The 20,115-nt window shown below is 68.6% G+C and carries 24 protein-coding genes and 7 pseudogenes; 11 read left to right on the top strand and 20 right to left on the bottom strand.

Translation table 11 applies throughout. From position 1 onward, the window contains the following. Positions 1-228: 228 nt before the first annotated feature. The 5 genes and pseudogenes from IEY89_RS41270 to IEY89_RS37150 form a co-directional block, all read right to left on the bottom strand. Positions 229-432, bottom strand: coding sequence for a hypothetical protein (locus tag IEY89_RS41270; protein WP_229695647.1), 204 nt, complete (start codon positions 430-432; stop codon positions 229-231). 35 nt (positions 433-467) lie between these two features. Further along, positions 468-848, bottom strand: a complete 381-nt coding sequence (locus IEY89_RS41265; RefSeq protein ID WP_229695646.1) for a hypothetical protein — start codon at positions 846-848, stop codon at positions 468-470. A gap of 356 nt (positions 849-1,204) precedes the next feature. Beyond that, positions 1,205-1,399 (bottom strand): annotated as a pseudogene (locus IEY89_RS42115) (hypothetical protein); the annotation flags it as partial. After that, positions 1,399-1,761 (bottom strand): relaxase domain-containing protein, encoded by a 363-nt coding sequence (locus IEY89_RS37155; RefSeq protein WP_189151957.1) that lies wholly within the window; start codon positions 1,759-1,761, stop codon positions 1,399-1,401. The pseudogene IEY89_RS42115 and the gene IEY89_RS37155, both read right to left, overlap by 1 nt. Next, on the bottom strand, positions 1,761-2,087 hold the full coding sequence (locus IEY89_RS37150; protein WP_189151956.1) for a relaxase domain-containing protein: 327 nt from the start codon (positions 2,085-2,087) through the stop codon (positions 1,761-1,763). The genes IEY89_RS37155 and IEY89_RS37150 overlap by 1 nt, the downstream gene beginning before the upstream one ends. Positions 2,088-2,152: 65 nt before the next feature. Between IEY89_RS37150 and IEY89_RS37145 the strand changes: the two are divergent. Further along, positions 2,153-2,641 (top strand): annotated as a pseudogene (locus IEY89_RS37145) (cbb3-type cytochrome c oxidase subunit I); the annotation flags it as partial. Positions 2,642-2,891: 250 nt separating this feature from the next. On the opposite strand, the gene IEY89_RS37140 reads toward IEY89_RS37145, so the two are convergent. From IEY89_RS37140 to IEY89_RS37125, 4 genes are all read right to left on the bottom strand, one after another. Beyond that, positions 2,892-3,119, bottom strand: coding sequence for a hypothetical protein (locus tag IEY89_RS37140; protein WP_189151955.1), 228 nt, complete (start codon positions 3,117-3,119; stop codon positions 2,892-2,894). A 231-nt stretch (positions 3,120-3,350) separates the two neighbouring features. After that, positions 3,351-4,025, bottom strand: a complete 675-nt coding sequence (locus IEY89_RS37135) for a lytic polysaccharide monooxygenase auxiliary activity family 9 protein (RefSeq protein ID WP_486389069.1) — start codon at positions 4,023-4,025, stop codon at positions 3,351-3,353. Positions 4,026-4,587: 562 nt separating this feature from the next. Then, positions 4,588-4,977: a lamin tail domain-containing protein gene (locus IEY89_RS37130; RefSeq protein ID WP_373287340.1), complete on the bottom strand. Its 390-nt coding sequence runs from the start codon at positions 4,975-4,977 to the stop codon at positions 4,588-4,590. Positions 4,978-5,403: 426 nt separating this feature from the next. Then, a complete protein-coding gene (locus IEY89_RS37125) occupies positions 5,404-6,066 on the bottom strand; it encodes a LamG domain-containing protein (protein ID WP_189151954.1) in 663 nt (220 codons plus the stop codon). Positions 6,067-6,436: 370 nt separating this feature from the next. Between IEY89_RS37125 and IEY89_RS37120 the strand changes: the two genes are divergently transcribed. The 3 genes and pseudogenes from IEY89_RS37120 to IEY89_RS37110 all read left to right on the top strand — a co-directional run. Continuing rightward, positions 6,437-6,736, top strand: a complete 300-nt coding sequence (locus IEY89_RS37120; protein WP_189151953.1) for a transposase — start codon at positions 6,437-6,439, stop codon at positions 6,734-6,736. Continuing rightward, positions 6,733-7,398 (top strand): IS3 family transposase, encoded by a 666-nt coding sequence (locus IEY89_RS37115; protein WP_189151952.1) that lies wholly within the window; start codon positions 6,733-6,735, stop codon positions 7,396-7,398. The genes IEY89_RS37120 and IEY89_RS37115 overlap by 4 nt, the downstream gene beginning before the upstream one ends. Beyond that, positions 7,379-7,678: pseudogene (locus tag IEY89_RS37110) on the top strand (transposase); the annotation flags it as partial. The gene IEY89_RS37115 and the pseudogene IEY89_RS37110, both read left to right, overlap by 20 nt. A gap of 19 nt (positions 7,679-7,697) precedes the next feature. On the opposite strand, the gene IEY89_RS37105 reads toward IEY89_RS37110, so the two are convergent. Further along, the gene (locus IEY89_RS37105) at positions 7,698-8,195 is read right to left on the bottom strand and encodes a hypothetical protein (RefSeq protein WP_189151951.1); all 498 of its coding nucleotides are present in this window, start codon (positions 8,193-8,195) and stop codon (positions 7,698-7,700) included. An 875-nt stretch (positions 8,196-9,070) separates the two neighbouring features. Then, a complete protein-coding gene (locus IEY89_RS37100; protein ID WP_189151950.1) occupies positions 9,071-9,658 on the bottom strand; it encodes a hypothetical protein in 588 nt (195 codons plus the stop codon). Between the two features lie 589 nt (positions 9,659-10,247). On the opposite strand from IEY89_RS37100, the gene IEY89_RS37095 reads away from it, so the two are divergent. Both IEY89_RS37095 and IEY89_RS37090 read left to right on the top strand, forming a co-directional pair. Beyond that, positions 10,248-11,300: an aldo/keto reductase gene (locus IEY89_RS37095; RefSeq protein WP_189151949.1), complete on the top strand. Its 1,053-nt coding sequence runs from the start codon at positions 10,248-10,250 to the stop codon at positions 11,298-11,300. Between the two features lie 479 nt (positions 11,301-11,779). After that, positions 11,780-12,460 (top strand): DUF3223 domain-containing protein, encoded by a 681-nt coding sequence (locus IEY89_RS37090; protein WP_229695644.1) that lies wholly within the window; start codon positions 11,780-11,782, stop codon positions 12,458-12,460. An 82-nt stretch (positions 12,461-12,542) separates the two neighbouring features. Here the strand turns inward: IEY89_RS37090 and IEY89_RS37085 are convergent, their stop codons facing one another. The 8 genes and pseudogenes from IEY89_RS37085 to IEY89_RS37055 form a co-directional block, all read right to left on the bottom strand. After that, positions 12,543-12,743, bottom strand: coding sequence for a hypothetical protein (locus IEY89_RS37085; protein ID WP_189151948.1), 201 nt, complete (start codon positions 12,741-12,743; stop codon positions 12,543-12,545). Positions 12,744-12,880: 137 nt separating this feature from the next. Further along, entirely contained in the window at positions 12,881-13,321 is a 441-nt protein-coding gene (locus IEY89_RS41255; RefSeq protein ID WP_229695643.1) for a hypothetical protein, read from the bottom strand. 113 nt (positions 13,322-13,434) lie between these two features. Next, positions 13,435-13,791, bottom strand: coding sequence for a hypothetical protein (locus IEY89_RS37075; RefSeq protein WP_189151947.1), 357 nt, complete (start codon positions 13,789-13,791; stop codon positions 13,435-13,437). Positions 13,792-13,954: 163 nt separating this feature from the next. After that, the gene (locus IEY89_RS41600; RefSeq protein ID WP_268240790.1) at positions 13,955-14,149 is read right to left on the bottom strand and encodes a relaxase domain-containing protein; all 195 of its coding nucleotides are present in this window, start codon (positions 14,147-14,149) and stop codon (positions 13,955-13,957) included. Next, positions 14,100-14,357, bottom strand: coding sequence for a relaxase domain-containing protein (locus tag IEY89_RS41595; protein ID WP_268240789.1), 258 nt, complete (start codon positions 14,355-14,357; stop codon positions 14,100-14,102). Before IEY89_RS41595 ends, IEY89_RS41600 begins: the two co-directional genes overlap by 50 nt. Before the next feature lie 25 nt (positions 14,358-14,382). Then, positions 14,383-14,631 (bottom strand): annotated as a pseudogene (locus tag IEY89_RS42110) (hypothetical protein); the annotation flags it as partial. Further along, positions 14,535-15,486: pseudogene (locus IEY89_RS37060) on the bottom strand (IS481 family transposase). The pseudogenes IEY89_RS37060 and IEY89_RS42110, both read right to left, overlap by 97 nt. Positions 15,487-15,545: 59 nt before the next feature. Then, positions 15,546-15,914, bottom strand: a complete 369-nt coding sequence (locus IEY89_RS37055; RefSeq protein ID WP_229695642.1) for a relaxase domain-containing protein — start codon at positions 15,912-15,914, stop codon at positions 15,546-15,548. Positions 15,915-16,252: 338 nt separating this feature from the next. Between IEY89_RS37055 and IEY89_RS37050 the strand changes: the two genes are divergently transcribed. From IEY89_RS37050 to IEY89_RS37030, 5 genes and pseudogenes are all read left to right on the top strand, one after another. Then, complete coding sequence (locus IEY89_RS37050) at positions 16,253-16,558, top strand: hypothetical protein (protein WP_229695641.1); 306 nt, start codon at positions 16,253-16,255, stop codon at positions 16,556-16,558. Then, positions 16,551-16,820: a hypothetical protein gene (locus tag IEY89_RS37045; protein ID WP_189151945.1), complete on the top strand. Its 270-nt coding sequence runs from the start codon at positions 16,551-16,553 to the stop codon at positions 16,818-16,820. The genes IEY89_RS37050 and IEY89_RS37045 overlap by 8 nt, the downstream gene beginning before the upstream one ends. A gap of 21 nt (positions 16,821-16,841) precedes the next feature. Continuing rightward, positions 16,842-17,327, top strand: coding sequence for a hypothetical protein (locus IEY89_RS37040; RefSeq protein ID WP_189151944.1), 486 nt, complete (start codon positions 16,842-16,844; stop codon positions 17,325-17,327). Between the two features lie 405 nt (positions 17,328-17,732). Then, positions 17,733-18,401: a GNAT family N-acetyltransferase gene (locus tag IEY89_RS37035; protein ID WP_189151943.1), complete on the top strand. Its 669-nt coding sequence runs from the start codon at positions 17,733-17,735 to the stop codon at positions 18,399-18,401. 289 nt (positions 18,402-18,690) lie between these two features. Further along, positions 18,691-19,182, top strand: a pseudogene (locus IEY89_RS37030) (helix-turn-helix domain-containing protein); the annotation flags it as partial. Positions 19,183-19,901: 719 nt separating this feature from the next. On the opposite strand, the pseudogene IEY89_RS37025 reads toward IEY89_RS37030, so the two are convergent. Beyond that, positions 19,902-20,115 (bottom strand): annotated as a pseudogene (locus tag IEY89_RS37025) (transposase); the annotation flags it as partial.

Below are 20,115 nucleotides of genomic sequence, written 5' to 3'. Positions count from 1 at the left end.
GACGCGGTGACGCGAGACAGCGCCTGCTGGTCGTCAAGGACGATTCTCGCGACGCCGAGTGGGACCTGGCCAGGGCGCCGTCCGAGAGCGTGTCTGAGCTCGGAACTCGGTGGAGTGGATACTGAGCACGGTGTGGGCCACTCCCGGCCGGTGGACTCCACTCGGTGGAGTGGATGCCGGACATCGTCGGTGCGCACCACGGCATCGGGTGCGCGGCATCGGGTGCACTCAGTGGCTGGCCTCCCGGCCGCGGTGCGGTCCGGGCTCCTGCGGGCGGTGCGCCTGCTGGTCGTCTTGGCGCACCGGGTGCGCTGCGTCGGCGTCGTCCGGTTCGGCGTAGCGGGTCGCGCGGGTGCGGGAGTCGTCGGCCGCTTTGGTGAACGCGTCCTGGAGGTGGTGCAGCCGCTCGGCAGTGAGATCGAGGGCTTCCACGTCCGTGCGGGACTCCCAGAGGGCCCGCAGCGCCGTCAGGTCGATCGGCGTCCGGCCTCCGGCTCCTGGTCGTGGCGCTCCGAGTCGGCGGCCGCAGGCGTGAGCAGTTGCTCGGGCATCGCCGCCTGCTGGTGCGCGACGACGTCGTACGCCCGGCCCCGTGCGGTGGTGGTGGTGAACAGCTGCTCCCGCACCACCGCACCGGCGAGGACAGCTCGCTCGTACTGCAGCGGAACGCGGGGTATCTCCCACTCCCCCGCTTCCTGGCCCGGGGGCCGGGGCGCAGCCGGCTCGCCGGGATCGGCCGGGGGTCGCCGGTCCGGATCGGGCACGGCGGGTGGGCGGCGCCGGGCGGGGAGGGCGGACAGGGACCACCGGGCGGTGTAGAGGCGGTAGTCGACCTCCAGGCCGCGCACGGTCTTCGGCTCGCTGATGTCCAGGCAGTGGGTGGAGATGGCATCTGGTCGTCCAGGCCGGGGTCGCGGCGGCGGCCGCGCAGGACGAGAGCGAGGTGGCGGCGGGCTTCGGCGAGCAGGTGCCGGCGGTGGAAGCGGCCACCTTCGTTCATCACGAACACCGTCGCGGCGACGTCGACGGCCGCCAGGGCGACGTCGACCACGGCGGCGACCCGGGCCCGGATCGCGGCAGCCGCGGCACGGGCGTACTCGAGGAGGGAGTTGATGATGTCGACGGCCACCCCGGAGGTGAGGATCGCGCTCGTCTTCCACCACGCGCGCAGCTGCGCGAGCGGCTGGGTCTTCTGCTTGGGCGGGCGGGTCTTGCGGGCGGCCATCTGGTTCAGCTTGGCGCGGGCCCGTTCGGAGACCACGGGCAGGAACTTCAGCTCGCCGTTGTCGTCGACGGCGGTGACGTACTCGTGCTCAAGCTCTGCCAGGCAGGCGGCGATCTGGTCGCTGCGCCGGGAGGTCCAGCGGATCAGCTCGTGCGGCACCCCGGCAATCTCCATCACAGGCCGGCGCTCCGGGTGACGGTGCGCGGCTCGGTCGCCAGCCCCAGCACCTCACAGACCTCCGCGGCCACGAGCTCGTTGTAGAGCGCGGAGGCGGCCACGGTGTTCTCGTGCAGGGCCAGGGCGTGGATCGACCCCCACTTCCCGTCCAGGCGCTGCCCCTTCACGGACAGAAGCAGATGGTCATGGAGCAAGGGCATCCCGGAGCGCGCCTCGTAGTGGCGGAAGCTGGCGGCGACCAGGCCGCCGGGCGGCCGCACCCGGTAGATGCCGTCCTTTCCGTACCGGATCACCGCCACCTCGTCCTCGATCCACTCCAGCACTCGCTCGATCGCCCGATCGTGCGCGGCCTCGATCACTAGACGGGTCTCCTCATCCCCCAACGCCCACAGGAGGTCGGGGACTCGTCCTTGGCGAGCAGGTCGGCCTCGATCCGGTCCGCGTACGGGTGCCGGCCCCGCTCGCCGAAGAGGTTCCGCAGCTGGCTCTCGGTGACTTCCTCTCCCGGCGCGAGTCCGAGCACGGCCAGGCCGCGGCCCATCCATCGCCCGGCCGGGACACCGGCTTGTTCCTGGGCCTCGCGCAGCGGCGTGCGGGCCGGGCGCCGACCGTCACCGACAACGGTCTCGCGCAGGTAGTAGCGGTACATCTGACCGGACCGGACGATCTTGATATCCACTGTCATGCAGACCACGCCACACGGCTGTGACCCGCAAGAAAAGGCCGATCAGCGGTAGGTCCCGCCAGGCGGGAGCGATCGTCTTCGCGATGTTCGGCGGGTTCAGCTTCTGGTGGCCGAAGATGACCGGCACCATGCTCGACCACCGTCTGGAGAAGATCCACTTCTGGACCCTCTTCGTCGGCTTCCACACCACGTTCCTGATCCAGCACTGGCTCGGCGCCGAGGGCATGCCCCGCCGGCACGCCGACTACCTGGCCGCCGACGGCTTCACCGCCCTCAACACCGTCTCCTCCATCGGCGCGTTTCTGCTGGGCCTGTCCACCCTGCCGTTTCTCTACAACGTGTGGAAGACCGCCAAGCACGGCGAGCGGGTCGAGGTCGACGACCCCTGGGGGTACGGCCGTTCCCTGGAGGGGGCCACCTCCTGCCCTCCCCCGCGCCACAACTTCACCACCCTGCCCCGCATTCGCTCAGAATCCCCCGCCTTCGACCTGCACCACCCGGAACTGGCGAAACTCGACCAGCGCGAGGACACCGGCAAACGCGACGTCCTGGACGCCGAAGCCACGAAGGCAAACAGCAGTGATCTCCGGCCGGTCCTCCGGCCCGCCGGACCGGCCGGGCTCCGGGCTGGACAACGAGGTCGAGGGCTACCTCCTCCTCCACGCCGGACGCGACCAAGCGCAGCACGAAGCCGAGACCTTGCGCTCCCGTCTGCCCTGGCTCACCACGGCCCAGGCCGAGGATCTGCAGTCCAGGGGCAACGGCCACAGGGCCTGCGCACAGACCGCAGATCAGTACAGGTGCTCAGGCGGCACTCCACTGGTGCGCGTGGCCACCGCTCCAATCAAACCACCGGTCGTCGTCCAGGATGCTGTCGGGATCCTGAACGCCCGCACCCTCGAGGAACACCACCAGATCGTGATCGCTGTAGGCGGTGCCGAGGATCTCGTCCCGCCCCCCCCCGGAATGCACCGTGACTCTCCGGCCGCCCGTGCGGGAGGCCGGGTGTATGACGATCGGCGCGGTGGTCATGCTTCCCAGCATGACCACCGCAGGCCCACCCGGCGAACCCACTCGGCGGTCAGGGGCTGTCAGCCGAGCAGTTTGAAGCGGCACATCACGCGGAAGCGCACTAGAGGCGGCCAGAAGGACATCCGTCGTCGCCGGAGCCAGGGAGTACGACGGATGACGGCGGTCTGGGAGCGGCGGCTGTGTCCGGACACCGGAAGTTATGGTGTCCGGACACAGCCGCCGCTCCCCGGCTCAGCCGAAGTTCACGTCGCTGCACCACATGTAGGCCTGGTCGAGGTGCGAGGCCTGCCAGATCACGAACAGGATGTGGTGTCCGGTGTAGCCGGAGGTCTGGACGGGGAACGTGATGTTCTGCGCCGGGGCGAAGCGTCCGGTCTGCGTGATGAAGTCGAGGTTGCTCCAGCCCAGGGTCTGGGTCTTGGGGTTGAAGCCCTGCTTGCTCACGTAGACCTTGAAGTAGTCGGCACCGTGGGACGCCTGGTCGTACAGGTGGACCGAGAAGTTGTTGCCGACGGTGGTGGTCTTCCACTGCCCGGGCTTGTTCAGGCTGGCGTTCCTCGAGAGGTTGTTGCTGCAGAGCGTCCCGTCGGGGGTCCGCGCCTGGAACTGGCCACCGAGGCCGTCGCGGAGCGCGCTCATCCAGTTCCACATGGTGTCGGGGTTGGCCTGGAAGGCCTGCCAACACATGGGGTCTTCGGTCTGCATGGCCGGGTTCGTGTGGTTGCTGCCCCACGTCTTCCAGCACTGGTACGCGCGGGAAGCTGGGCCGACGACGGTGCCGTGAGCCTGGGCGGGAGCCGACCAGGTGAGTGCGCCGACAACCACGGCGAACAGCATGGCGAGCGCCTGGAGAGGCCGGCGGAGGGACGACCACGAACGCCCGGCTAACGGACTCTGTTTGCGCATGTGGGGGGACTCCTTCCAGTTTGCAAGGCTGTCATGGGAGCGCTCCCAACGGTAGGACTTCCGAGTGAGATGTCAATGACACAAACGGAGTTGATTACCGGCGTGGGCAGCGAGCAGGGAATCTGCCGTGAGCCGGGAGTCAGAACCGTTCCCGGGACCGGAAAGCAAGGGTGCGGCCCGGACTGGTGTACGGGCCATCCCAGGGAGGGGCGTTCGCAGCATGGCAACGGAACCTGGTTCTGGCGTGAGGGCTGCCCAGTTTGAGGTTCCCCCGGCGTGCGGGAGGTGCTGATCAGCTGGTCAAGGCGGGGTGACGGGGTTTCGAAGGCGGCAGCGACACCTCGCCATCAACCAGTTGGGACATGGTTCGGGCCGGCCACAGGGCCGGCCCGTCGGCCCCGTGAGCGTCACACCAAACGCCAGCGACGCGCCGGGCCATCGTGGGCCGGGCGCGCCGTCGTCTCACAGGCGGGGGCGGGTGCATGCTCAGCCGCCCGCGTGGTGGTGGTGTCAGCGGCGGGCGTCACCATGGCGGTGGTCGCGGTCGCGGCCCCTGGACTCGTCATCGAGAAGCGGCCACGGTCGTTGCGCAGGTGTCGTGGTCGTTGTTCCACACGTAGTGGCGGCGGTCCTGGTAGAGGTCGCTGCGGGTGTCGCGGCCCTCACCGGCGTGGATACGGACCGTCGTGCGGCCGGCCAGCCGGTATTGGTCGAAAGTGTAGGTGTGGCCGGCCTGGTCCGTGAGGGTCCAGCCGTCGAGGTTGACCGTGTTGCGGGTGGTGTTGGTGAGGTCCACCCACTCCTTGTTCAGCGACCGGTTGGAACGGTCGTCACGTCCCGGGGAGTCGTACTGGACCGCCAAGATCTCCACCTTCGGACGCTGCGGACGGACGTGGTCGGCAGCGGACGCCGGCAGCGCCGCCACCGAGACCAGAGCACCGGCAGCAAGCACGGCAGCGGCCAGACGACGGGCCGGTGACAGAAGCAGAAGCGGACAAGAAGTCCCCAGAAAATACAGGCACCACTCCCCCGCCAGCGGTCTCACGGCCGCCGCGGGAGTCGGTGCGGTGTGCGGGTGGCGGCCGGACTGGCCGCACACCCACACTCTGTCCACCCCGTACTGGAGTTGGGTAGAAAACATGGACTGTGTTACTGGTTGCCCATATTCCTGTGACTCTCACCTGCCTCATCCACGTATGCCACTGACGCCCCACGTTGACGACCCAGCACGATCCCGCCCCCGTGCAGAAGCGGGTCCAGACCCTGCGGCCGCCACACCACGCCACCCCGGCACCGCGGGGACCGTCACCCGAAAGTGAGTAACAGGTCCCCTCGTTCGTCGCTTCTGGCCTGCGGAATATCCCCGCCTCCCGCAGGCTCACGGTCCATCGCGGTCGGCCATCGCCTCGGACTCGTCGGGCAGTGCCTCCATAAGCGCGGCTGGCCGCCGCACCACGAGGTGCTGGACCTCGTACGACATCTCCTTGACGTGGGGAGCCGGTGGCGGGTGATAACGGCCCGCGCACACCGACAGGTTGACGATGAGGTAGGCGTGCCAGGCACGCCCCACGCCCCGACGGTCGGCGAACACCCGGCTGCCGTTCACCCACCAGATCACGGACCTCGAGCCGAACTCAACGCGAAGGTCGACCCACGCGCCCGGGCCGATAGCGGCGTCGCGGTAGTAGAGGCTGCCGCCGCGGACGTGGTTGGTCAGCTCCAGAAGGTCGGGGTTGTCGGGGTGGTACTCGAAAACATCGATCTCCTGGTCGCCGTCCCGCCAGGTCCAGATGGCCGGCCAGGCCCCGGCCTCGTACGGCAACCTGACCCGCGCATCGAGCACATCCCCCGCACTGACGGTGAAACCCTCCTCGCTCCCCTCGGTGGTGAGCAGGCCCGTGTCCCACCGGCCGTCCTTGCGGAGGCTGGCACGGAAGGTGCCCGAGCGGCTGTACGCGGGGTCCGCCGTCAGGTGATCCAGTTTGTTGTCGCCGGGGTTGACCGGTCCGCCGTTCGGATATGCCCACGAACGCCCTGCCACCCATTGACGGGTAGACGCGAAGTCCGCCGTAAAGACGACCTCAGGTCCAGACAAAATCCCCTCCGCCGACGGTGTCCCGTCACATGCAGGATTCTCCATGAACGAATACTGCTCCATATAGGACTTCAGCATGCAAATGCTATTGAACTTGAATGGGTGAAGTCGGGGAACGGTGAGCGTTGTGGTGCCCCGAACCCCTCCGCGTATGGCTGTCGCGTGAAGATGACCGCATGACGGAGAGTGAAGCGGATCTGCTGGCGTTGCTGCGCGGGCTCGATGTGAAGCTCGATGTGAAGCTCGATGTGAAGCTTCCCCGTGGACTTGGACACCTGGAGACTGGGACGTGAGGTTCCAGAGGAAGTAGAGCCAGGTGAGCAACAAGCAGGGCAAGCGGTATTCGGAGGAGTTCAAGCGGGACGCCGTGGCGTTGGCCCGGTCCTCCGGCAAGACGGTCACCGAGGTTGCTCGGGACCTGGGCGTGAGTCCCGAGGGCCTGCGAAGCTGGGTCAAGCAGGACAAGGCCGACCGTGGTGAAGGAGGCCCGGGCGACCTGACCAGTGCCGAGCACGAGGAGCTCCGCCGCCTGCGCCGGCAGAACCTCGAACAGCAGAAGACCATCGAGGTCCTGAAAAAAGCGACGGCCTTCTTCGCGCGGGAGAGCGACCGGTGAGCGAGCTCTACCGGTTCATCGCGGCGGAGAAGGCCACCTACCCGGTCACGCTGCTGTGCCGCATCCTCGGTGTGCTGCGCTCCACCTACTACGCCTGGACTCAGGGGCAGGACGCCCGGGGCGCGCGTCTGCGGGCCGACGAGGCTCTCGTTCACGAGATCACCGTGGTCCATCCCGCCTCGCGGGGCGCCTACGGTGTCCCGCGCGTTCACGCCGAGCTGCGGCGGCTGGGTCACGGCGTGAACCGCAAGCGGGTCGAGAGGCTGATGCGCCAACGCGGTATCGCCGGGATTACCCGCCGCCGGCACCGCTCGCAGACCCGACCGGACAAACAGGCGCGGCCCGCGGCGGACCTGATCGGCCGTGACTTCACCGCCGCCCGGCCCGGAACGCGCCTGGTCGGAGACATCACCTACCTGCCCACCGACGAGGGCTGGCTCTACCTGGCCTGCTGGCTGGACCTGGCCACCCGCGAGGTCGTCGGCTATGCGATGGCCGACCACCACCCCGCCGACCTGGTCGTCGATGCCCTGCACATGGCTCACGGACGAGGCCACCTGGAGCCGGCGGTGCTGCATACATCCCAGACGTCTCGCCGGCCCCTGCCAGGACTGGCCAAACGACCAACCACGTGCCTATTAGGCCTACTCATCCCGCGCTAACCGCACCTATTTGCGCAAACGCAACATCAAAGCAGTCATCCCGGAGAAGAAGGACCAGGCTGCCAAGCGGAAGAGGAAAGGCAGCCGGGGCGGCCGGCCCACAGGTCACGACGCCGGTCTCCACAAGGAACGGAACACCGTCGAGCCCCTGATCAACAAGCTGAAGGCCCGGCGGGGCATCGCGACTCGATACGACAAGACGCCCGAGAACTACCTCGCCGGCCTTCACCTCCGCGCCTCGATGATCTGGATCAACGACCTGCTGAAGGCCACTGGTTGATCACGGCATCACGCAGGCCCTAGTCGGGGATTCCTGGCATGCCCCATTGGGCGGCTCTGTTGCTGACTTTGGCTTTCGGGCATGTATGGCGCCATGTCGTGAGGCCCGGGGGGCGGCCCGGGCGTCCGAAGAGGAGCTGCCTGCCGTGCAGGCTCAGGCGGAGTTTTGCCAGGTCGTGCACGTTGTCGTGGATGAGGACGACGCGGACTACGTGGTGGGGGTCGTGTTCGGTGATCTGTCCGCCGACGCGGCGGAGGCGGAGTCTGGCAGGGCCGTCGGCTTCGCCCGGGACGATGCGCGCCTCGACCAGACGCCGTCGGTCCCACGCCCAGTACGCGATCTCCCCGAGTAGGTAGAAGGCACCTGCGTAGAGGACCCATGTGGCGTCCGAGTCTGTCCACAGCGCCAGGCCGAGGAAGCCGAGGCAGCCAGCCGTCACCCCGATGCGCCGGAGCCGCGGAACCATCTGCATGCTCTTGTCGTCCGCGTCCCAGAGCACGTCTTCGCTGGCAGCCATGCCGCCATCATGGGCCCTGCCCGTCACCGCGGAAAGCCCAGAGTGTGCCTCCAAGGACATCTTGGCCCAGGGGACTTCGACTCAGACTGTGCTGCGTGTTGGTCCGGTCCGTGGGCTGCGCGGTGACCCGTCCAGCATCGGGGTCGATGCGGCGGATCGTGGAAGGCGGACCGCAGCGAGCAGGAACCGGCGAACCAGCCGCTGATGGGCGATCCTCTGCAATTGCTTCCCTGTTGAGTTTCTCGAAGGAGACTCCCCAGCTCTCCGCCCAGCAGCCGATTGATCACGACATCACACAGGCCCTGGTGCACACCGCGTGCGCGCGGCGCGACACCCGGTGCGCACGATGCCGTGCACTCCCGCCGGGCGGTGCGCATCGTGGTGCGGGGTGCGCACCGCACCGCGCATCGGTTCACCCAGCGTAAAGGGCCCAAGGACGGGTGAGGGAGGGAGAGTTCTCCCCTCGGTGCACAGCATCGCGCACGCAAAAGGGGACGCTGTGGACGGTAGCGAACGTGGTCTAGGGAAAACGTCGGCATCTTCGACCCCGACAAGGGTTGATTCCCAACTCGACAAGGGATGCGCATCCGGCGCGGCCTCTTTGGACAAGGGGTGCGCACCGGTAGGTCCGGGCGGAGTGCGCGACATCGTCGACGCGCGGGCCGGTGCGCGCGGCGCGGCTGGCCGTGCGCACCCGATGTTCCGCGGCGCAGTGCACGGCGAGCGCACGACATCGTCGGTGCGCGCACCGGATGCCGGGATGTCCCGCACTCAGTGCCTGACGCTGTCGGGGATCTTGGTCACGACCAGGGATCCGGGTGGTACCCGCCCACGTCGCCGCCCGCAGGAAGCAAGATCGCGACGGCGTCAGGCGCTTACATGTCGCCGTCGACGTAGGGGTACAGGTCGCGCACGTTCTTGAACTCTCCGACGGCGGCGCAGCCGGCCCGGTCGTTGAGGTTCAGTGTCTGTTGGGTGACACCCCACCGCTTCGTCTCGGTCCATTTGCCGTTCTTACTGAAGTAGCCGTACCGCTTCGCCCGGCCGTAGTGGCCGTTGAGGGAGTTGTACGGATCGTTGGCCCTGAAGGAGATGGCTTCCGCTTCCCGATCTCCCTCGAAGCCGCACGTGCCGTCGGGGAACAGAAGAGCGGACCAGCCCAGGTTGGGGGCCTTCATATACCCCGAGGAGGGCTGGTCCCATGCGGCGTGACCGCGCAAGGAGTAGTCCGTACGGGCGTCAGTGATGGGGAAGACCCAGATCCTGGCGGACTTGTCCTTGTTGAGGTCGTGGTCCTCATAGAGGCACAGGCTCATGCTCGGGCAGTCACCCGACCCCTGTCCGACCAGTTCCTGTACCTGCGGGGCCGGCTCTCCGACGGCCGACTCGTGCCCATGGGCGATTCCCGACAGGGTGAGTGTGAGAGCGACGGCGATTGTCGTGGTGATCGTGAACTTCTTCATGATCGACTTAACGGGCCGACCGTCGAACAGTTACCGGCTCGGCCGGGTGGGATATCCCGGCTACCAAAGCAGATACCGACTGCACGTTGCAGTCCCTTGCACCCTTCCCGGCCTGCATGGTGCAGCGTCCGTTGCGCAACCGGCTGCTGCTCCTGGTGGTGAAGTGCCAGGCACTCACCGCCGGGGGTGTCGGCGCAGGACCTTCGGCCGTGTGGACGCGGGCCTCTGCCGCCCGTGGGTGAGCGCGGCGATCCGGGCGAGGTGGCTCTGAACAGCTTCGCTGGCCCCAGAGGAACGAGTCCGGTGGCCCCAGGGGGGGGTGATCGCGACATGAATGTTCGTCAGAAGTGGCCCCCACGGGTGGTCTTGCGGTGGGAGCACCGTTGCGCTTCCGAGAGCCGCGTCGATAGACGGCCAACCGAACGGCAGGGTAAGGATCTTCCGGCAGCTGCTGCGAGGGTGGTGGCGACCGTCTCGGGCGCCACTGACAACGCGGCCCGCTGAACCTACCCGGGCCCTTGCCCTCAAGTGCACTCCAAGTCCTAGGGTGACGCTTCCAACCCGCCCCCGCCTGCGACGGAGCACCGGTATGCGCTATCGAGTCCTTGGTAAGACCGGCATCGAGGTCAGCACCCACTGCCTTGGCACCATGATGTTCGGTGCCGTCGGCAACCCCGACCACGAGGACAGCGCACGCATCATCCACGCTGCGCTCGACGCCGGCATCAACTTCGTGGACACCGCGGACATGTACTCGGCCGGCGAATGCGAGGAGATCGTCGGCAAGGCGCTCAAAGGCAGACGCGACGACGTCGTGCTCGCCACGAAGGTGCACTTTCCGCTGGGGGAGGGACGCAACCGCAGCGGCAATTCGCGCCGCTGGATCCTCAAGGCCGTCGAGGACAGTCTGCGGCGCCTGGACACGGACTGGATCGACCTCTACCAGGTGCACCGTCCTGACCACACCACCGACATCGAAGAGACGCTGTCCGTCCTCAGCGACCTGGTCAGGGCAGGCAAGATCCGGATGTTCGGCTGCTCCACGTTCCCCGCCGAGGACCTCGTCGAGGCTCACCACGTGGCGGAGCGGCGCGGACTGATGCGGCTGCGCACGGAGCAGCCGCCGTACTCGATTCTCGCGCGCGGCATCGAACGGTCCGTGCTGCCCACCGCGCAGCGCCTGGGCATGGGAGTGCTGACCTGGTCACCGCTCGCCTCGGGATTTCTGTCCGGCACCTACCGCGAGGGCCGACCCGTGGACCTCACCACCGGCCGCGCCAAGCACACTCCGCACCGCTTCGACCCTGCCGTCCCGGGCAACGCCGCGAAGCTCGCTGCCGTCGAGCAACTCGTCACTCTCGCTGAGGAGGTGGGCTGCACCCTGCCGGAACTGGCCGTCGCCTTTCCGTTGGCACACCCGGCCGTCACGTCCGTGATCATCGGTCCGCGCACCATGGACCACCTCGCCTCGCTGCTGAAGGGAACTGACCTGCTGCTCGACGACGGCGTGCTCAACCGTATCGACAACATCGTGGCTCCTGGCGCCGATCTCTATCAGGCCGACGGTGCCTGGCAGCCGCCGTCGCTCACCGAGCGCGCGTGGCGCAGGCGCCCGGCTGGGGAGCGGGCGGTCGCGGACTGAGCCTGTCATTCGAGGGTCCGGTCATCAGGGGAGTAGGCAGGTGGATGGGTCACCGGAGGTGGTCGCACCACTGTTTCCCGTGCCCGGGGACCGGTCGACGACTGGAGAGGTGAAAGCCGGTCGCGGGCCTGGGCCAGCCGCGTCGGCCGGCCCACGACAAGCCCCCTGGCCTGTACCGGAAGCCGATTCCACTTGCCATGTCAGGGCCCAACACAGCTCCTTACGGGCTCGGGCTCAGGTGGGGCCAATCGACTCGTTCACACCAGGCCCCGAACATCGCTGATCTGGGCCAGAGGACTCGTTCCTCTGGGGCCCGAGGAATCGTTCGAAGCCAGCGAGGTTCTGCGGCGAGGTCATCCACGTCCCGGGGTCCATCGTGCGGCCCTCGAAGTACTCCTGCGGCATCACGATCGCCTCCATCTCCCCGGCGGGCTGACAGCAAGGTGAAGCTCCGTCAGGACCGGGAGATGTGCTCTAGCGTGAGCGCTCCCGTCTCCCGCTGGGCAGAGGAGCTGAAGGTGCCCGAGGTCTGGATCGGCTCGCGCCGCTACGCGACGAAGAAGGCCCGACAGGAGGCGGTGCAGGCAATCCTGGGCCGCTACGGCCTCGGGCAGGCCGTCGACCAGAAGGACGACGACCTGTTACTGCTGGACATGCACCCCGACGCGGCGGAGAAGGTCGGCCCGGGGGTGGACCGCTTCCGGGTCATCGCCACCCCGCGCGGTCACCACAAGGGCCCGGAGGCGGTCCTGGCCGACGGCAGCAAGGTCGTCTTCTCGTACCAGAAATGCCTGGACCCACCCACACACCGGCAGCGCGTGCTGGCCGCGATGCGCACCGAGATCCAGCCGCAGGTCAACACCTACTACGAGTCCCGCAAGGCGTCCCACACGCTCGTGTCCGACGAGAGCGGCCAGCCCCTGGCCCCCGCCGACGTACACGTCTCCTACTTCAGCGGCCCGCGCTTCCACGACATCGCGATGAAGTTCGTCCAGGCCGCCGGCGGCTTCGATGCCGTCGACCTGACCGGCGAGACGGCGCGGGGACTGGCCCTGTTCACCGACCGGACCCTGGCGGAGCGCTGGCACGCCCACCACCAGGAGCACGCCGTCCTCGGGCTGCTGTCGGCCAAGGAGAACCCGCGCCGCCCGCGCGTGTAGCGTCTTGTGCCCCACCGCGTCCCCTCTCACACGGTCACTTCCGATCCTCGGCCGGGAGCGCGATGGAGTCCACCGTGGCCGCTCAGCCCCGGCGGCGGCGCAGGCGCGCGGTGCGCCACGGGTTCGGCCGGCCACCGGGGTACTGCCGGGAGCGGGAGCGGCGCCGGATGGGCGGCGGCTTCGGCGACGGGTACAGGGCCGCGCGCAGCCGGGACGCGTCCGCGAGCTGCTGGAGATGCTCCAGGCGCTCCGGCGAGAGGTACGGCAGGGTCGGGACAACCATCGGGGCCTCCGTGCTCAAGGGGATCGGTCGTTCACACCCTCGCCTTTCCCTGCGGGCCCGGGGGCGGGCGGCCGATCGCGTCCCGGCGTCTGGCGCGGTGACTTCGTCTTCCGTCCCGCCGGACGGTCCGCGCCACGTCACGGCTGGAGGCCCTGGCCTTGGCCCGGTCCGGGCTGCTGGTGCTGCTCGTGCTCCTGGCGTCGCCGGTCCACCGGGTCGGAGGCCGGGGCCGGGAGCTCCCCGTCCTCGAGGACGCGGCGGCGGGCGTTGGCCACGCGCGTGAAGGCGGCGAGCCGGTCCAGGTTCTCCGGTGTGCGCATCCATGTCGCCGGGTCGGTCGTAAGGCCCTCCAGGTACTCCTGCGGCATCGCGGCCTGCTGGTGGGCTTGGATGGCGGCGGCTTGCTGTGCCGGGGTGAGCGCGGCGTCCCGGCCGGGGCGGTCGACGGCGTGCGGCGCGTCCGACGTCTGGTCGTGGTGGTGGTCGTCGGTGTATGCGGCGGCCGACGCGGTCGCGGCCGGGGCGTCGTCCTGCGCGGCGGCGAGCGGGGTGCGGGCGGCGCGGATGGCGTTCTGCACGGCGAGGCTGGCGACCTGGGCCCGCTCGTACCGGCTCGACTCGCGCGGCGGCTTGCCGTCGGCACCGGCGATCCACCAGCGGTCGGGCCAGTCGAAGTTGGCGGTGTAAGTGATCAGGTCGGCGGCCGGGGTCCGGTGGCCGGGATCCGGTGGCCGGGATCCGGTGGCCGGGATCCGGTGGCCGGGATCCGGTGGCCGGGCTGGGGAACGGTGGACTGACGGGAGCGGTCGGACAGGGCACGGCCTGAGATGTAGTCGTCCAGGCCGCGCGTGAACTCCTGGCCGCGCAGCGTCTCCAGCAGATGCCGGCGAGCTTCGGCCAGGACATGGCGGCGGGCGCATTTACCGCGGACGGTGAAGACGACCGCGGCGACATCGACAGCGGCGAGTACGGCGTCCACGTGCGGATCCACCCGGGCCCGGATCGCCGCCCCCGCCGTGCGGCAGCGCTGAAGGAGCCCGTAGACCATCTGCTGGCCGAACGTGAGGAGCGCGGACGCCTGTCACCATGCGACCAGTTGCTTCACCGGGCGCGGGGGTCTTCTTCTCGGGGCGGGTGTCCTGCGCCGCCTGCCAGGCCAGGCCGTGGCGGGCGCGCTCGCCGGGCAGCCGCCCGTTCTTGTGCGCGAACGTTTAGGTGAGGCCCTCCAGGACGTCCTCGATCCGCTGACGGCGAGTGGAGGACCAGTCGATGAGCACCTCGTCGACACCGGCTATCTCCATCACCGGGCGCAGGCCCGCCGTCACCTCCCGGGGCACCATCGCCAGCCCCAGCTCCTCACACACCTCGGTCGTCATCGTGAGGGTGTAGAGCGTCCCGGCCGCCACCACATGCCGGTAGAGACGGCGGGTGTCCAGGGCCCCACACCGGCTCGCCGTCCTCGCCCCTGCGCTGCACGCGGTTGAGGATCAGGCAGTGGTCGTGCAGGAGCGGGAACCCGTCCCGGTTGTCGAAGTGACGGAACGCCGCAACGACCAAGGGCCAGCGTCTTCGCGCGCCCGCGGCCCGAGGACCACCGGGTCTCCGCGACCTCATCCTCCAGCCGGCGCAGCACCTTGGCGATGGCCCGCTCGTGCGCCCGCTCGATGACTGGGCGCGTCCTGGCGTCTCCCAGCGCCCACAACACGATCAGGGACGCCTGCGGCCGGAAGGTGAAGTCGAGCGCGAGCAGAGGCGTCTGCTTACGCGCCTCGATCTCCTCGATCGGCTGCCCTAGCTGTATTGACCCGTGAGGTTGGGGACGCGGCTGGCGGGTGGATGGCCCTTGAGCGCGGTGTGTCCGCGGTGGTGATTGTAGGTGTGTAGCCAGCGGGTAGGCGTCACGCCGTTCGCTCTCGGTTCGGTAGGGCTTCGCGTAGGCCCATTCGTCGAGCAGGGTGCGGTTGAAGCGTTCCACTTTGCCGTTGGTCTGGGGCCTGTAGGGCCGGGTTCGTTTGTGGGTGATCCCGGCTGCGGTGAGGGCGTCGCGCCAGAGGAACGACTTGTAGCAGGAGCCGTTGTCGGTCAGGACTCGCCGCACGGTGATCCCGCAGGAGGCGAAGTAGCTGTGGGCCCGCTGCCAGAACGCGGTGGCGGTCTCCTTCTTCTCGTCGGCGAGTATCTCGCTGTAGGCCAGGCGGGAGTGGTCGTCGACGGCGTTGTGCAGGTAGCTCACGCCGGCGTTGGCGCGGTTCTTGCGGCCTGCCTGACGGCCGAGGACTTTGTGGCCGCCGCCGTCGGGGATGTTGCCGAGTTTCTTGATGTCGACGTGGACGAGGTCGCCGGGTGCCGGATGTTCGTAGCGGCGGACGGCCCGGCCTGTGGCGCGGTCCAGGTGGGAGAGGCGGGACAGGCAGTAGCGGGTCAGGACGCGGTGGACGGTGGCCGGGTTCAGCCCGAGGAGGTAGGCGATGCGGGCCGGTCCCCAGCGGCGCAGGACGCGGACCTTGATGATCCTGCGCTCGGTGCGTGTCGGGGTCCGGCGCGGGCTGTGGTGCGGGCGGGAGGAGCGGTCGGCCATGCCCGCCTCGCCGAGCCGGCGATAACGCCCCGCCCAGCGGGCAGCGGTGGTGACCGATACCTGAAACCGTTCCGCGGCCCGCCGCAGCGGCCATCGGTCCTCGACGACGCAGCGGGCCAGACGCAGGCGGCCGGTCTCGGTCAGGGGTGCATTACGGTGGGGCATGAGGGCCTTCTGATCGTTCGTGTGTAGACGTCGCAATCCACACCGAACCCGGAAGGCCCTCATTCGTTCAAGATCACCCTCCAGTGATCGCTGTCACCAACCTCCGTGGACAGAACACCTAGCACGGTGACCAGCCGTGCCGTGGCGGGGTCGGCTCCGTCGCCCAAGAGGCCGCGCTCGATGCGGTCGGCGTCCGGGTGCCGGCCCTGTCCGAACATCAACGCCATCTGCCGCTCGGACGCCTCCGCGCCCTCGGTGAGCCCGAGCGCGTCCAGGCCGCGCCCCAACCACCTCCCGGGCGGGAGGCCAGCCTTCACCTGGGCGTCCTTCAACGACTGGCCGACCGGACGGCGGCCGTCCCCGAACCCGACTCCGCGCACGTAGTACCGCCACGCATTACGCCTCTGCACCTTCGCGACACTCAGCATCCCCACAGCAGACACCGACTCTGACCTGTACAAAAGCGCGATCCCGTGCGGCGGGAGAGTTCACCGGAACTTCACGGCCGATCCCGTACAGCGGGCGCCCGCGGCGACACCGTGCCCGCCCGGCGGACACCACCAGGGCCATGCAAATACTGCGCGGCACCCCGTCACACGCGCCTCACACACGCCGAAAACCGCCAGCAAACGACGTCCACCGTCAGCCAACGCACACCTACGTACCGCTTCCCCACCCGACGGCCAAAGACGCCTCTCCCCGCACCACGTCACCGACTCTCCGCCCCCGGCAACGCCGGGGGCTTCTTGCTGCCTGGAGGACCGACGTGCCGGCCTACGAGACCCTGCCCCGCTTCACCGCCGACCTGGACCGCCTCACCCCCGTACAGCGCCGCCGCTTCCGCCAGACCGTCACCGCCTTCGTCGACGACCTACGCACCGGCCGCTTCCGCGCCGGCCTCCGCGTGAAGGGTGTCCGCCGCGCTCCTGGGGTCTTCGAACTCACCTGGGACGGGAACGGCCGGGCGACCTGGCAGTACGGTCCGGAGATAGTCCGCGGCGTGTTGACTGAACTGTCTTCGACGTTTTCGCAGGTCAGAGCGCTTGCCCTGCCAGCTTCTCGGCATGCTTGATCACAGCGGTCCCGGGAGGGATCTGAGGAGTTTCACCCTGCCCCAATCCGGTCGACTGCTGGCGACGGGAGACGTCTGGGAGCCGTACCAGTTGCTCGATCGACATGGTCTGCGGGTCGAGCCGGTCGCCATGCACTTCAAGGACCTGCTCGCGGCGGACACCCCGGCAACCACACTGCGGTCGTGCGGCAACGACCTGCTGCGGTGGTGGCGGTTTCATCTCTGCCCTTTGCGGGTCTGGGTGCCCGCGGCGTCGCTGTAGCTGCTGTGCGACGATCGCGCGATGTTGCGCAGCCTTGAGATCACCGCGGTTCTGTCTGGGCTTGAGAAGGTTCATCGTGATCGGTTGTTCTGGAAACCCACGATCCAGCTGAACTTGGATTGCTTCGTCTGCGAGCGGGTCGGACGAACCAACGCTCTGGAGCGGGGGGCCGAGCGGGCCATCTGCTGGAGCGGCAGGAACGAGCAGCACTTCGCCGCGGCTCGGATCGCTGCGTTCGACGTGACAAGCCAGGACGACCGGCTGGCGTTGCGGACTCTGGTGGACTTCTGGTGGGCGCCGTTCAAAGACGCCAAGCGGGGCGTCGACGCAACGCCGTTGAGCAATTGGGTTCGCGTGCACTACGGCACCTACTGCCCTCACCAGGAGACGTCCAGCGAAGGTTCGGTCCAGACGAACGTGCGACGTCCCACGAGTGTGTACTGCGGAGGCTGCAACACGGAGATCGCGGTGGATGCGGAGGTTCCTTCGATTCGGCTGCTGGTGTGAGCCCTGTGCGGGACAGGGGCGTATGTCCATGAGACTCATTCCGGCTTCCCTCTGTCGGTGGCGGTTGAATCCTGACTGAGCCAGGATTCAACCGGCGCCGACAACCAGATCACCTGAGACATGGACCAGATCGTCCGAGACGAGACACTCGGTTCTCTGATGTCGGGGACGACGTCGTCCTTGCCCATGTCGTCGGACAGCTCTGAGGGTGCGGATGCCGGAGGATCACGGCGTGCGTGTGGACGGCGCGCAGAATGCGGGGGATGACCTCCGACGGGTCATCGCCTCGGTAGAGGGGGAGGTTCCGCCAACCGTGGACGCTGTCCATGTAGGCGGCCGCGGACTCGATGCACACACCCGGTACATTCGGCCGGACACACCAGGACGAATACAACGGGGGGTTCCATGATTCGGTCGCTCCTACGACGTCGCCGGGCGGCCTCGGGCCTCCCGGTCCCGGACGCGTGCACGCCCGGCCGGCACGCCCTGGCCACCCGGCACCTGCTGCTCTACACCCCGGTGACCCAGCTCGACGCGTTGGCGGCCATCGCTGCGGGCGCGGACCCCGAAGCCCAGCGCTGGCACGGGAACCAGGCCGCCCAGGTCGTACCGGACGCCGACACCAGACGGGCCTTGCTGCGCCTGGGCCCCACCGGCGCCACCCCGCGTGGGTTCATCAGGTCCAACCCCGAGCTGGCCGAGCCCTTCGAACCCAGTCCCGAGATGCCCGAGTTCATGGTCTGTGTACGCCGCGACACCGGGCGCTACGCCGGATACCTCGAACTCGACCACGACAGGGGTGAGATCGGCGGCATTCTCGCCCCTGACCATCGAGGCCAGGGCCTCGGCGCTGAACTGTTCCTGGCGGGCGCGGAGTTCGCCCATGGCCACGCCGGTCTGCCGACGGTTTGGGCGGGCACGGCGACGGCGAACCTCGCGTGCCGCCGCGCCCTGGAACGCGCCGGCTTCGTCCCGGCCCACGGCCCGGCCCGCCACACCCTCCCGGACGGCCGTGAGCTGGACAGCGTCTGGTACCAGCACGAGGGCGCCGCGTCGGAGTGTGCGAGGCCTTGAGGCAGTTGGAGGGGCGGAGGAGCGAGTCCGCCGCCTCGGAACTCGGCCGTGTCCAGCTCGAACCCGGGAGGAGCGGGCAGGGACACGGTCAGCCCGAGGTTGTGCCGGGCAACTCTTGGCGCAGGCGTCGGCGCGGCTCGGAGTGAACCGTCACCTCGCCTGGCTAGGTGTTCTGTCTCGGGAGGTTGTGGACTGGTGAGGGAAATCTCGGCTGGGGGGGGATCTTGAAGAGGTGAGGGCCTTCCGGTTCGGTGTGGATTGCGATGTCTACACCAACAGAAAGGCCCTCGTGCCCCACCGTAATGCACCCCTGACCGAGACCGGACGCCTGCGTCTGGCCCGCTGCGTGGTCGAGGACGGCTGGCCCCTGCGCCGGGCCGCCGAACGCTTCCAGGTCTCGCCGACCACGGCCCAGCGATGGGCGGACCGCTACCGCAAGTTCGGCGCGGCGGGCATGAGCGACCGCTCGTCCAGACCGCATCACAGCCCGGGCCGGACCCCGAACCGCACCGAGCGGCGGATCATCAAGGTCCGTGTCCTGCGCCGCTTGGGACCGGCCCGCATCGCCTACCTGCTGCGCTTGAACCCCTCCACCGTGCACCGAATACTGGCGCGCTACAAACTGGCCCGTCTGGCTCATCTCGACCGCGCCACCGCACGGGTGATCCGCCGCTACGAACGGTCCGCACCGGGCGAGTTGGTGCACGTGGACATCAAGAAGGTCGGCAACATCCCCGACGGTGGAGGCCACAAGCCCCTGGGCCGCCAGGCTGGCCGCAGGACCCGCTCCGGCGTGGGCTACAGCTACTCTTACCGACGTGACGTGGACGCTGGAGATGTTCCGGGGGTGTCTCCGCTGCCCCTCCCCCGCCAGGGCTGGACTGGCGTCTTGCCCGTCCACGTATGCCACACGGGCTGGCCCGGAGGCGACCCATTCCGGACTCCCCCATCCGGCATCGTTTTCGGGATGCTGATCGCCCCACCGTGTTCGGCCAGAAGTCGGAGAAGGAGTCGCAGCTTCAGGAAACCCTTGTTGGACGGGCCGTACCTACAACAACCGGTGCCTCCTCGAAGGGCCCGTCTTCAATCCAGAACCCTTGGACGCTCAGAATCGTCCGCAGTGCCTGGTTCATGGCGGCCTGCTGTGCCTCCCACTGCCCGGCAAGCATTTGCCCTCGGCAGCGGGGTCCTGCCGCCAGGCCACCCGCACCGCTGTGTCCGCGACCAGTTGAAGATCAGCAGACAGGAAATGAGCATCGCCCAAGAAGCGCAGATAACCGACCGCTGCACCAGGGCCGTGGAAAACCTCGGCGACGACGCCATGGACGTCCGTCTGGGCAAAATCTACGCCCTGCAGCGCATCATGGAGGACTCCACCCGCGACCACCCCACCATCGCCAACGTTCTGGCCGCCTACGTCCGCACCCACGTCGCCAAACCCCCTTACGCGGTGGTGCGTGATTGTGGGTGAGGCGTGCTGGTCCGTTGGAGGACCGCTGTTCAGGCTTGAGCGGTGCGGTCGGAGACGAGGCCGGCGATAGCGCGGTACGTGTCGGGCAGGCGGTCGCGTCGGTGGGTCCAGCGCAGTAGTTGCTTCCAGCGTTTGTGGTCGGCGAGGGCGTGTTCGACGGTGGTGCGGTCGAAGGAGTGCCAGTGGCGGTCGCGTTCCCACTGTTCAGTGCTGCCGGGCAGTGCTCCCGGCCGCGGCTTTCTG

Origin of the sequence: Streptomyces lacrimifluminis, from assembly GCF_014646095.1 — a bacterium.
GTDB classification, from domain to species: domain Bacteria; phylum Actinomycetota; class Actinomycetes; order Streptomycetales; family Streptomycetaceae; genus Streptomyces; species Streptomyces lacrimifluminis.
The sequence above is the reverse complement of the archived record's forward strand: the minus strand, read 5'-3'. Positions and strand labels throughout refer to the sequence as shown.